Origin of the sequence: Luteibacter sp. (assembly GCF_035539195.1) — a bacterium.
In the GTDB taxonomy this organism is placed as follows: domain Bacteria; phylum Pseudomonadota; class Gammaproteobacteria; order Xanthomonadales; family Rhodanobacteraceae; genus Luteibacter.
In genome coordinates, this window is record NZ_DATLIW010000034.1 from 15,689 (window position 1) to 27,587 (window position 11,899).

An 11,899-nucleotide genomic window follows, 5' to 3' on the forward strand; every position below is an offset into this window, starting at 1 on the left:
CCCAGGAAACGATCATGGACATGAATACGCTCGGTTACTCTCGGAGAATCGAAGATCTTCCGGGACCGGCCGGCCATGCCTTCGTCGGCAACGCGCTGCAGCTGAGCGGGCGGCAGATGCATCTGAAACTGACGGGATGGGTGCGCGAGTTCGGGCCGATGTTTCGCCTGCAGGTGTTCGGCAACCCCATGGTGATCGTCTCGGATGCGACGACGGTCAACAACGTGCTGCGTGAGCGTCCGGAGGGCTTCCGGCGTAGCGGAGGCCTGCGCACGATCATGAACGACCTTAACATCGGCGGCGTGTTCACCGCCGAAGGCGAGACGTGGCGCAAGCAGCGCAAGCTGGTCATGGCGGGCCTGAACGTCGAGGTGATCCGGAATTTCTTTCCGACCATGGTGATGATGACCGAGCGCATGCTGGAGCGGTGGAAGGCATTGCTGGCCGAAGGCAAGCCGGTCGACCTGAAGCGCGATCTCAAGGCCATGGCGCTGGACACCATTGTCGGTATCGCGATGGGCCACGACATCGATGCGGTCAACGATGACGACAACGCCCTGCAGAACCATATCGACGCCATGTTCCAGCGGCTCGGGCAGCGCACCACCGCCTCGTTCCATTACTGGAAGTACTTCAAGCTGCCGGTGGACCGGCAGGCGGAGAAGTCGTCGGCGGAGATCGAGCAGGCCGTCGCCGGCTTCATCGCCGGCACGCGCGAACGCATGCGCCAACAGGCGCAGCTCCAGGCCAAGCCGGGCAACATGCTGGAGGCGATGATCGCCGCCAGCGAGGACCCCGAATCCGGCTTCACCGACGAGGAACTGGTCAGCAACGCGATCCTCAGCGTGATCGGTGGTGAAGACACCACGGCCAACTCCATCGCCTGGATGCTGATCCTGCTTGCGCGGAATCCGGCGGCGGCCCATGCGCTCGCCGCCGAAGTCGACGCCGTGCTCGGTGAGGCCTCCCTGGCCCGGGACTGGGAGATGATGAAGCAGTTCCCCTATCTCGAGGCCGCGCACAGCGAGGCACAGCGGCTACGAGCCGTCGCGCCGTATATCGGCCTGGTGAGCAATGCCGACTGCGTCGTCGGTGACACCTTCATCCCGAAGAACACCGCGGTGGTCGTTTCGACGGCGGGCGAAGGGCTCGACGAAGCCCAGTTTCCCGAGGCCGAACAGTATCGGCCGGAGCGCTGGATCTTCGAGCATCGTCCTCCCAAGGAAGAAGACCCCGCACGCAAGCTCTTTCCGTTCGGTGGCGGCGCCCGTCTGTGCCCGGGGCGATTCCTCGCCCTCACCGAGATCAAGATCGTGGTCTCGATGATCATGCGTCACTTCGAACTCGAACCGGACCCGAAAGCGCCGCCGCCGAAGCAGTTGCTGAATTTCTTCATGGCGCCCAGCGCGGTGCCCGTGCGTCTGAAGCTGCGCACGGACGCCGGGACATGAACGTGCCATCGCAAACTCCGGCGTCCAACCTGCGTATCGCCCGGCGCGTCCTCTCCGTGTCCATCCCGCTCATGGGTTCGATGATCGGCAACCTCGTCATGATGCTGGTGGATCGCATCTGCCTGGCGAGGTATTCGAGCGATACGCTCGCCGCATCGGGACCGGCCATCTACACGGCCATGGCCATCATCGGTTTCTTCGCTGCGGTGGTCGGCTTTTCCCGGTCGTGCGTCGCCCAGGCGTACGGCCGGTCCGGGCATGGCGACGCCGCCTGGCAGGCCGCCATCGGGATACTGGTCGGCGTCGTGTTCTCGGTGGTCCTGTTGTTCATGGCGCCGGTGATCGAGCGCATTCCCTTCCTGAGCAACCGGCCGCCCACGATCACGGCCCTGGAGTCTCAGTTCCTGTACTGGTCCGCCTTCTTCGGCGCGGTCATGACGATGAACATGGCGCTTACGTCGTACTTCAACGGCATCGGCAAGACGCGTATCACCCTGATCGTCGGGCTCATCGGGCAGGCGGTGGGCATCGTCATGACGATCGGCCTGGTGTTCGGCACGTTCGGCCTGCCCGAACTCGGCATACGCGGGTCGGCGATCGGTACGCTGTTCGGCACGCTGGCGATGCTGTTGCTGTACCTGATCTACATGCCCGCCGATGTGTGGAAGGACGTCAGGAAGCTCGTGGCGACGCGTGGCGTCCACCTGGGCGACCTCCTTCCGCGCATCAGGAAGGGCTTCGCGCTCGGCGTCACGGCGGGCATCGGCAACTTCGGCAATGCCGCCTTCATCTGGATCATCGCCGGGCTCGGCGCCATTGCGCTTGCCGCCAACAACGTCAACCTGACCGTGAGCTACATGGGCGTGATTCCCCTGCTGGGGCTCGGCATCGGATGCAGCGTCCTGTGTGGCAATGCGCTTGGCGAGGGGGACTACGCCCAGATACCGCGGATCATCCTGGTCACGCTGACGATCGAGGCGATCTACATCGCGGTCATCTCGTTCTTCCAGATCGTCACGCCCGATCTGCTGCTGAATCCCTTCGGCCTCGACGGCAAGCCCGAGGAGATTCGCCGGGCCTCGTTCGCCACGTCCAAGGTACTCTGGACTTACTCCGTGGCTTTCGCCTTTTCCATGACAGGCTCGGCGGTACTGGAGGCCTTTGGCCTGACCAGGTTCCTGTTCGTCACCCGCTTCGTCCTGATGTGGGTGCTGAGCATTCCCACCGTTTATCTCATCACCGCAGGGCACGTCGGCGATCCCGAGTTCCTGCCGACCGCCTGGGTGGTCGGCTCGACCTTCGAGGGCGCCATCGGCGTGCTGTACTTCTGGCGGATATGGTTCGCGGTGCGGAACCGGCAGAACGAGATCGTGTTGACGCATGCGCGGGCCTGACGGGCCACGCATTCACCAAACGTAACTGGTCAGTACGGTGTCGGCGTCGATGGGACGATGGCGCAACATGACGCGCCGTCCCCGGGGCAGGGCGGCCGCCAGGTCTCGCGCGAGGGTGAGCTCGAGCGTACCGCCGGCGACATCCAGCGCGGTGAGCTCCACGGCGTCGAAGTCGAAGTAGCTGCCTACGGTGGCGAAACTGGCCTTGAAGAAGCTCTCCTTCGCCGAGAACGCGATGGTCAGCAAGGTCTCGTAGGACCGCTCATCGGGAAGATCGCCGGCAAGCGCGTGCAGCAAGGCTTGTTCCGCCGCGTTGAGCACGGTCCCTTCGACGGATTGGCGCGTCTGCGCGGCAATCCTCTGTTCGATATCGATACCGATGCCGCCGACGTCGGCGACACGAGCGGCGCCAGTGACACCGGTGAGGTCAGTTGCGCCAGTGACGCCACTGACGCCACGAGCGTCCGCCGCGACCGCGGCCGCGTAACGCCCCGCGTGGGTAATGCTGCCGACGATACCGTCAGGCCAGACCGGCTGCCGCGAAGCCCCGATCGGAACGTGCCGTCCCGAAGCATCCTCAGCCCCCTGTGGGAGCCGCTTCAGCGGCGAAGGCCGCTCGCGACCACCCGCCCAAAGCGCCGCGAGCGCATCCCCCGCCGCCAGCCGCCCCATGAAGAACTCGGCTTGCCGTTTCTTTACGCTGCGCGCGATGCTCGCCGGCATGTCGACGCCGTGCCGCGCGAATGCCTCTACGTCGAAGGTATCGATGTCGTAGGTGACCAGTACCGCCGGCGGTATGGCGGTGCCGCTCCAGCCCAGTTCCACGGTCCGCACGTCGACGATTCCCGACGCCTGCCGGTCCGCGGACAGCGGATGGCCGGGTGTCGAAAAGAAGGAGCCCGGCTCGATACGACTCATGGGCAACGTCCTCAACCCTCGATCATGCATGCGGCACGGTCAATCGATGATGTGTGAAATCCTAATCGAGCCCGATCCAGCGATGCTTCTCGGCCATCGCCAGGGCCAGCTTCGGCCCACGACGCGCCGCACGCTCACGCTTCTCGCGCTCGCTGCGGATGGTCGGCCACGCCGCGAGATAAGCCGCCAGCGTGTCCGCATCGCATTGATAACGGGCGAACGCGTCGGCGGTTGCCGAGCGCAGTGCCACCGCACCGTTATAGCCGCCGAAGCCCTGGGTAGCGCAGATCGCGCCGCCATCGGCATTGCCGGGCGAGGGCTCGGCTTGCAGGTGAAAGTGACTGGCGATCTCGGCAAGGTCCGGGTCGAGTCGACGCAGGGTCGGCACGCCAGGTGCCGTGCGACCGAGCACGAACTGCACGGCCTGCGACATGGCCTTCAGACCCGTCTCGCCCATGGTGTGGCCATCGCCCACCGCCTTCGGCGTACCGACCAGCAGCTTCGGCAGCTCATCGGCATGGCCTTGCCGTTGTGCGGCACCGCGCAGGCCGGCCAGTGCCGTGCCCAGGTCCGTCTTTGAATTGGTCCGCGTGCCGGTGGCATGCGCGGCCAGGTAGTGGAAATCGCCGACGCCGTAGCCGTGGCCTTCGAAGGCCATGTCCAGCGCCTGCACCAGCGCGTTCTCGCCGCCGAAGCCGACGCCGGCGAAATGCGCCTTGCCCCCGGCTTCGCCGCTCTGGCCCCAGCCGACGATGATCGACGTGATATCCAACTGGTTGCGCAGGGCGAACTCGAGTGTCGTCACCAGCAGGCCCGAGCCGCCGTGACCGACCACGGTGCCGTCGGCATCGATGTCGAATGGCGCGAGCGAGTCGTGCACGGTCCGTACATTGCCGTCGGCATGCGCGGCGTTCTTGGTGGCCAGCTTGTCGCCGGTCATCAGCGCGCCACCGCCGAAGGCTTCGAGGATGCCGTAGCGCGGCTGCAGGGCCGCATCGGCCGCGGTGAGCAGGACCATCTGCGGCTTGTGGAAGCCGGGGTAGTCGAACAGCATCTGCGGGGCGACATCGGCCAGCGCGATGAGGCTCGAGGCGCAGGCGCCCACGGCGGTCATCGGGGCCTGCGGCACGCGGGTGTAGCCGATGTCTTCCGAGCGCAGCGATTCGCGCAGTTCCGGATTCTTCAGCACGCGGCTGATGCTGTAGCTCGGCGCGAGCATCGTCGAAACCAGCGCCGGCCCATGCGAGCCCAGCGAGTGGGCGAGACGCACGGCGAAGGTGTCCTTGGGGATGCCGCCTTCGGGCAGCGGCGCGTCGGGCCGCAACCACTGACCCAGCGCATCCATGCCACCGAAGGCGGTCGCCGAGGCGACGCGGAAGTCGAACGGGTTCGGCACCAGCTCGGAGAGCGGACGCGGCAGGCCGGCGAGCGCGCCCAGCGCACCGTAGGCAAAGAGCTGCGCCTGCAACGACGGGCTCAGGAGCGGATCGTCCTGGAAGAGGCCGTGCATGTCCTTGAGCCTGGAGCCACGGATGTCTTCGTAGCGAAGTCCCGCCAGGCGGCGAAGACCGACGGTTTCCAGATCGTGCGGCAGCGGTGCGGCGATGTCGGTGACCACGCGTGGTGCCAACTCGCGCACACCGGGCACATGCCGGATGCCGCTGTTGGCGCGAAGCGAGTCGCCATGCAGGCGCTTCAGTTCGTCCAGCGATACCGGCTCGCCGGCGTGGTCGCCCGTGGCCCAGCGCATGCCATCGGCGGCGCTGGCCGCTTCGGGGTCGATGTCCACCAGGCCGGCATCGAACGCCGCGAGGGGAAGGAATTCGTCCGACCGGGCCACCAGGGCCTGGTAGGTTTCCGTCGAGCCGACCGCCGAAAGGGTGCAGGCGGTGCCGACGGTGACGAGAACTTGGTCGCTTCTCAACATGTTTTTGGGTACGTAGTGAAACAAACGAGTCACATAGTATATGCGTCGGGGGCCCCGACCGGCGCTCGGGCATACCTAGGGCTGATGTCGGCCCACAAGGCGAAGTGCTAGCGTCCCCTGGCAGGATCATCCACGGGAGGCACGCGATGGACGAGCAGAGCATTCGGTCGGCGATCGACCGGCACTGGGCCGCCTCGGCCGCAGGCGATCAGGTTGCCGAGCACCAGATCTATCACGACGATGCCCTATGCGAGTACCCGCAGTCGGGCGAGATCATCCACGGCCGGCATAACCTGCAGGCCCTGCGCAGTCACCACCCCGGCAAACCGTCCGGTTTCAAGGTGCGCCGCATCGTCGGCCAGGATCATCTGTGGGTGACCGAATACATCATCACCTACGAGGGCAAGCGCGCCTTTACGGTGAGCATCATGGAATTCAGGGACGGCAAGGTTGCGCACGAAACGCAATATTTCGCGGATCCGTTCGACGCGCCGGCGTGGCGCAGTCAGTGGGTTGAAGTACGGCCGTAACCCGCGTCAACGCATGTCCAGGCCAGAGGCGATCGCCCCGGCCAGGATGCCGAAGACAACCACGGCCGCGGCCAGCGTCAGGAGCAACCGCCAGGGCAGGGAGCGTCCCAGCATGGCCATCGAAGGCAGGCTCACCGGCGGCAACGTGAGCAACAGCGCAGCCGCCGGCCCAACACCCATGCCGAGGGCGAGCATGGCCTGCACGATCGGCACTTCGCCCGCGGTGGGGATGACGAACAGCATGCCTGCCACGGCCAGGGCGACGATCCAGAACCATTGCTCGCCGATGTCCGGGCCGATGTGCGGAAACATCCAGGCACGCGCGGCGCCGAGCAGCAGGACGATCACGATGTACTCGGGAATCAGTCGCAGGGTCATCCGCAGGAAGACCGTGAGCCACCGCCGACCGACGTCCGCCAGCGACGGGTCTTCGATGTCGGGTTCGGGCTCCGCGCGACGCCTGCCGACAGGCAACGGGCCTTGCGCCGGCGCGAACCGGTTGGCGAGATAGCCCAGCCCGAAAACCATCGGCACGCTCAATACCACGCGCAACAAGGTCCAGTTCCAGCCGAGCACGAATCCGGTAAACACCAGCGTCGCCGGATTCAGCATGGTGTTCGCAAGCCAGAAGGCGACGGACGGCCCGGCTGCAGCCTGCTGCCTGCGCAGGCCGACGACGACGGGCGCGGCGCAACAGGTACACATCATTCCCGGTATGCCCATCAGACCGCCGGCCACGGTGCCGGCGAAGCTCGCGCTGCCCATGGCCCGCCTTACCCAGCTGGCCGGTATCAGAGCCTGGACGCCCGAGCCCAGCAACAGGCCAAGCACCATGGCCTTCCATATCGCCTTGCCGTACGCCAGCGCGTAGCCGAGGGCGGCGGCCAACGAGGGATCGGGGGCGCTGGAGGCATCGCCCATCAGGATGGATTTGCCGATGGAGTGCTGCGCGGCGGCGTCGAAGGCGCGTCCGTAATACGGGAACCACTTGACGTAGAAGAGTCCGGCGACCGCCAACAGCAGGAAGACGGACCAGCGCAGGGTTCGGGCACTACGCAGAGCGGCAGGCATGGCATCCCCCCGGAATTCGACTAGGGTTATGCTGCCGCAGAATCCCTCCGTCGTGCCAGCGCGACTTTGGTGGAGCTTTCCATGACTTGTACGCGTTTGACCGAACTTGCGCACGGCGGTGGCTGTGGCTGCAAACTCGCCCCGTCGGTGCTCCAGCAGTTGCTCGCCGACAAGCCTGCGGCCATGCCGTTCGCACAGCTGCTGGTGGGCAACGAATCCAGCGACGACGCGGCGGTGTGGCAGGTGGACGAAAACACCTGCGTGATCGCCACGACGGACTTCTTCATGCCCGTGGTCGACGATCCCCACGACTTCGGTCGCATCGCCGCGGCCAACGCGCTTTCCGACGTGTACGCCATGGGTGGCAAGCCGATCATGGCACTGGCCATCCTCGGCATGCCGCTGGGCAAGATCGACATCGGCACCGTGCGGGCCATTCTCGCCGGTGGCGAGGCGATCTGCGCCCAGGCCGGTATCCCGGTGGCCGGCGGTCACTCGATCGATTCGGCCGAGCCGATCTACGGGCTTGCGGCAATCGGCCTCTGTGCGCCGTCGAACGTACGCAGGAACACCGGCGCGAAACCGGGCGACGTGCTCATCCTCACCAAGGCGATCGGTGTCGGCGTCTACTCGGCCGCCTTCAAGAAACAGGCCTTGCCGCCGGAGGCCTACGACGAACTGATCGCCTCGACCACGTTGCTCAACCACATCGGGCACGAGTTGGGCAAGGACGACGACGTGCATGCGATCACCGACGTCACCGGGTTCGGACTGCTCGGTCATGCGATGGAAATGGCTCGCGGCAGCGGCGTACGCATCGCGCTCGACGAAGCGCGTATTCCCTTCTTCGGCCAGGCGAAAGCGTTGGCCGAGGCGGGCTATATCACCGGCGCATCGAAGCGGAACTGGCACAGCTATGGCGAAGGCGTCACGCTCGCCGGGAACCTGCCTGCATGGCGCCGCGACCTGCTCACCGATCCGCAGACCTCCGGTGGCCTGCTTGTCGCCTGCAAGGCGGAGCGCGCCGCGGCCCTACGGACGATGATCGAGGAAGCCGGCTATCCGCGTGCCAGCATCGTGGGTACGGTGGTGGAGGGCAGCCCAGGCATCGAGGTCGGCTGAACTGGCGGAAGAGCATGGGAGTCGAACCCACCCGAGACAGACTGGCTGCCTCACCCGGATTTGAAGTCCGGACGCCCCACCGGGGACGATGCTCTTCCATGACGGCGAACGCTACGTGGTCGGCGCGAAAAGGTCCAGATAGCGCGGTTGAATCCGGCGAAGCGTACCGCGCTTCAACATGACGCCGTGCCGGTCGAAGAATTCCAGTACCAGGATCGCCACCTTGCGCCCGCAGTCGAGTCGGTCGCGGAACGGCGCGGCGGTCAGCCAGCCATCCTCGGCATGGCTCTGGATATCGGCGGCAATTTGCAGCATCTCGTGCACCGTGGCGCGTAGGAAGAAATGATCGTGGCTGACCTCGTCGACGAGGCCCATCCGTGCGACGAGCTTCAACAGTTGGCGGATATCCCCTTCGGGAGCGGAAAGAACACCGGCGATATCGCGTACGCGCGGTGGGCGGAAGCGCGCCTCGCCGCCGAGAAGCGGCGCAACGGCAGTCCAGCGCGACTGCTGCCCAGGACTCATCTGCATGGTGTGAGCGGCAAGGCGAACGAAGGCACCATCGCGCACGATGCGGCCGCTCAGGTCGGCGTGCTGCAGAGCCAACGCGAACGCGGCGGCTGGCAATACCGGCTTCAATGCCTTGCGCAGTTTTTCACGCGCCATGCCTTGCACGTCCGGATAGAACGCGTGGAAGTTCCCGAGGCGCTCGAGCACGGCGGCGACGAAGCGTTGCCATTCGGCAAGGCTGATCGCGACGCGTTGTTCGCCCGCATCGAAGACCAAGGGGGCGAGCGCGCCGACTAATTCGTCCAGCGCCGCCGACGACAGCGCGCGATCGCGTGCGAAGGCATCCAGATCGCGTGCCGATGGCGAGGCGTCGAGCAGGGCGGCAAGACTCCTCAGTGGATCGTCGATCCGTAGCGCGGCACGTTCGGCCTCCCGCGCCGGCGTGCGTCGGTGGCGCTCGGGTGCGCGCAGATCGATGAACTGCCCACCGCCCATGGTCCGCCGGGCCGATACATCGCGCAGGACGAAGCGGTCCCCGACGGCAGCGGCGACAGGCCGGTCCAGCACCAGCTGCACGTCGGCCGTCTTGCCTGGGCGTAGCTGCTGTCCTTCGAGCGGGATGACGCGGGCGCCGACTTCCGCCGAGCCGTGATGCAGCCGCACGGCAAGCCACGGCTCGACAGCCCGCGGTTCGGAAGGCAGCAGATGCAACCGCGCATCGATGCGATCGGCCGGCGCGTGGAGGAAAGGATCGACCAGCATGTCGCCGCGATGGATCGCTTCCCGGGTCACGCCGTCGCCAGCCAGGTTGAGGGCGCAGCGGTCGCCTGCGCGTCCGATTTCCACCGGTCGGTTCTGTGCATGGAGCGAGCGGACACGCGCCGGCAGACCCGACGGGCTGAGGCGCACGGCGTCGCGTACGCGCACCACGCCCGACAGCACGGTGCCGGTCACTACGACACCGATGCCGGCAAGGGTGAACACGCGATCGATCGCGAGGCGGAAGCGTCCTGCGTCGCTGCGCTCGTCCAGTGCGCGCGCTTCGGCGACAAGCCGCTCCCTGAGTGCGTCGATACCCTGGCCGGTCGTCGACGAAACGGCCAGGATCGCGGCATCGGCCAGGGCGGTGCCCTTCGTCGTGTCGCGAATCTGCTGCCGAACCTCGTCGAGGCGTTTCGCCGTTGCCAGGTCGGCCTTGGTCAGCGCGATCAGCGCCCGTCGGGTACCGAGCAGATCCAGAATGGCCAGGTGCTCCCGCGTCTGCGGCATGACGCCATCGTCGGCGGCGACGACAAGCAGCGCGATGTCGATGCCCGCGGCTCCGGCGACCATGGTGTGGACGAAGCGCTCATGGCCGGGCACGTCGATGAAGCCGAGTGGCGGTGCGTCCGCCAGCGGCAGGTAGGCAAAGCCGAGGTCGATGGTGATACCTCGTGCCTTTTCCTCTTTCAGGCGGTCGCCATCGACGCCGGTCAACGCCCTGACCAGGGCCGTCTTGCCGTGGTCGATATGCCCGGCGGTACCGACGATCACGGACGTTGCGCGGTCAGGCTGGCCGCGTCGAGTTCGCCCAGCGCGTCGATAAAGGCATCCTCGTCTGTTTCGTCCAGGCAGCGCAGGTCGAGCAGCAAGGCGCCTTCGGACACCCGGCCGATGACGGGAGCGGCGAGCGAGCGCAGCGCCGTCGCCAGTTGTTCCAGGGCGTCCTGACTACCTCGCGCACGGATCCGCAGCGCCGCGCTTGCGAGGGTGTTCAGCGGTAGCGCTCCGGAACCGATCTGACTCTCGCAGGGAGCGACGTCGACCGCGAAGGCTTCGCCCATGACCTGTGCCGTGGCCAGGCGCAGGCGATTCGCCTGCGCCTCGATGTCCGCAAGAGGCCGGGCGAGATAGCGCAGCGTCGGCAGGCGTTCGGCGAGTCGGTCCGGGTCCCGATACAGGGCGAGCGTGGCCTCGATCGCTGCCAGGCGAACCTTGTCGACGCGAAGCGCACGCTTGAACGGATTGCGATTGATCTCGGCGATCAGCGCGCGGTCGCCGACGATGAAGCCAGCCTGCGGGCCGCCGAGTAGCTTGTCGCCGGAGAAAGTGACCAGTCGCGCGCCGTCGTCGACGGCTTCGCGGACCGTCGGTTCCCTGGCCAGGCCATGGCGCGACAGGTCGACGAGACTGCCCGAGCCCAGATCGTTCAGGAGCGGCACGCCGGCGGCGTCCGCAATCGCTGCCAGCTCGCGCGCGGCGACTTCCGCGACAAAACCCTGGATGCGAAAGTTCGACGTATGGACCTTGAGCACGATGCCGGTTCGTTCGCCGATCGCACGGCGGTAGTCCGCGGCGTGGGTACGGTTGGTCGTGCCGACTTCGACCATATCCGCGCCGGCGCGCAGCATGATGTCCGGCATGCGGAACGCGCCGCCGATCTCGATGAGCTCGCCGCGCGAGACGATCGCTTCGCGGCGCAGCGCGAAGGTGTTGAGGCAGAGCAGCACGGCTGCCGCATTGTTGTTGACGACGGTGGCGTCTTCGGCGCCGGTGAGTTCCCGCAGCAGGTCGCGGACGTGGTCGTCGCGTTCGCCACGGGAACCGCTGTCGAGGTCGTATTCGAGCGCCACCGGATGGCGCATCGCCGCCACGGCGGCGTCCACGGCGGCCTCGGCGAGCACGGCGCGACCGAGGTTGGTATGCAGGACGGTGCCGGTCAGGTTGAACAGCGGGCGCAGTCCCGGCCTCCGGGCGTCGAGAAGCGTGCCGGCATGTCGTGCAAGCTCGTCGGCGTCGGGTACCGGCGTGATCGTTGGGGCGGCCTGGGCATCTCGAAGCGCCGCGCGAGCCGAGTCGATCGCCTGGCGGATCGCGTCGGTGGTCGCGACGCGCCCATGACGCTCCAGCAGCACGGCGGCCGTGGTGGTCGCCAACACGGTGGCGACGGCGGGAAGGCGGCGAAGGGCATTCGGTTCGGAATCGGCCATGCACCGA

The 11,899-nt window shown here is 66.7% G+C and carries 9 protein-coding genes and 1 tRNA gene; 4 read left to right on the forward strand and 6 right to left on the reverse strand.

Annotation, left to right across the window (positions count from 1 at the left end; all coding sequences use genetic code 11):
* The first annotated feature begins 14 nt into the window (after nt 1–14).
* Nucleotides 15–1,451 (forward strand): cytochrome P450, encoded by a 1,437-nt coding sequence (locus tag VM621_RS12970; protein ID WP_325469386.1) that lies wholly within the window; start codon nt 15–17, stop codon nt 1,449–1,451.
* Between the two features lie 2 nt (nt 1,452–1,453).
* Nucleotides 1,454–2,845 (forward strand): MATE family efflux transporter, encoded by a 1,392-nt coding sequence (locus VM621_RS12975; RefSeq protein ID WP_325469387.1) that lies wholly within the window; start codon nt 1,454–1,456, stop codon nt 2,843–2,845.
* A gap of 12 nt (nt 2,846–2,857) precedes the next feature.
* On the opposite strand, the gene VM621_RS12980 is transcribed toward VM621_RS12975, so the two are convergent.
* Both VM621_RS12980 and VM621_RS12985 read right to left on the reverse strand, forming a co-directional pair.
* On the reverse strand, nt 2,858–3,763 hold the full coding sequence (locus VM621_RS12980) for a 4'-phosphopantetheinyl transferase family protein (RefSeq protein ID WP_325469388.1): 906 nt from the start codon (nt 3,761–3,763) through the stop codon (nt 2,858–2,860).
* Between the two features lie 61 nt (nt 3,764–3,824).
* Nucleotides 3,825–5,690 (reverse strand): hypothetical protein, encoded by a 1,866-nt coding sequence (locus VM621_RS12985; protein ID WP_325469389.1) that lies wholly within the window; start codon nt 5,688–5,690, stop codon nt 3,825–3,827.
* Between the two features lie 146 nt (nt 5,691–5,836).
* Here VM621_RS12985 and VM621_RS12990 point away from each other — a divergent pair, with 146 nt between their 5' ends.
* Nucleotides 5,837–6,220 (forward strand): nuclear transport factor 2 family protein, encoded by a 384-nt coding sequence (locus VM621_RS12990; RefSeq protein WP_325469390.1) that lies wholly within the window; start codon nt 5,837–5,839, stop codon nt 6,218–6,220.
* 6 nt (nt 6,221–6,226) lie between these two features.
* Here the strand turns inward: VM621_RS12990 and VM621_RS12995 are convergent, their stop codons facing one another.
* Nucleotides 6,227–7,291, reverse strand: coding sequence for a permease (locus VM621_RS12995; protein ID WP_325469391.1), 1,065 nt, complete (start codon nt 7,289–7,291; stop codon nt 6,227–6,229).
* A gap of 81 nt (nt 7,292–7,372) precedes the next feature.
* Here VM621_RS12995 and selD point away from each other — a divergent pair, with 81 nt between their 5' ends.
* Nucleotides 7,373–8,413 carry a selenide, water dikinase SelD gene (gene selD, locus VM621_RS13000; RefSeq protein ID WP_325469392.1) on the forward strand — a complete coding sequence of 347 codons (1,041 nt, stop codon included), beginning with the start codon at nt 7,373–7,375 and terminating at the stop codon, nt 8,411–8,413.
* Nucleotides 8,414–8,415: 2 nt separating this feature from the next.
* Here selD and VM621_RS13005 read toward each other — a convergent pair.
* The 3 genes from VM621_RS13005 to selA form a co-directional block, all read right to left on the reverse strand.
* Nucleotides 8,416–8,511: transfer RNA gene (locus tag VM621_RS13005), tRNA-Sec, on the reverse strand.
* Nucleotides 8,512–8,524: 13 nt separating this feature from the next.
* A complete protein-coding gene (gene selB, locus VM621_RS13010) occupies nt 8,525–10,456 on the reverse strand; it encodes a selenocysteine-specific translation elongation factor (protein WP_325469393.1) in 1,932 nt (643 codons plus the stop codon).
* Nucleotides 10,453–11,892 (reverse strand): L-seryl-tRNA(Sec) selenium transferase, encoded by a 1,440-nt coding sequence (gene selA, locus VM621_RS13015; protein WP_325469394.1) that lies wholly within the window; start codon nt 11,890–11,892, stop codon nt 10,453–10,455. Before selA ends, selB begins: the two co-directional genes overlap by 4 nt.
* Nucleotides 11,893–11,899: the final 7 nt, after the last annotated feature.

Excerpts from the sequence above, each read along its gene's own strand:
- VM621_RS12970 (WP_325469386.1), top strand. The coding sequence starts at position 15 with ATGGACATGAATACGCTCGGTTACTCTCGGAGAATCGAAGATCTTCCG.
- VM621_RS12980 (WP_325469388.1), bottom strand. The coding sequence starts at position 3,763 with ATGAGTCGTATCGAGCCGGGCTCCTTCTTTTCGACACCCGGCCATCCG.
- VM621_RS12985 (WP_325469389.1), bottom strand. The coding sequence starts at position 5,690 with ATGTTGAGAAGCGACCAAGTTCTCGTCACCGTCGGCACCGCCTGCACC.
- VM621_RS12990 (WP_325469390.1), top strand. The coding sequence starts at position 5,837 with ATGGACGAGCAGAGCATTCGGTCGGCGATCGACCGGCACTGGGCCGCC.
- VM621_RS12995 (WP_325469391.1), bottom strand. The coding sequence starts at position 7,291 with ATGCCTGCCGCTCTGCGTAGTGCCCGAACCCTGCGCTGGTCCGTCTTC.
- selD (WP_325469392.1), top strand. The coding sequence starts at position 7,373 with ATGACTTGTACGCGTTTGACCGAACTTGCGCACGGCGGTGGCTGTGGC.
- selA (WP_325469394.1), bottom strand. The coding sequence starts at position 11,892 with ATGGCCGATTCCGAACCGAATGCCCTTCGCCGCCTTCCCGCCGTCGCC.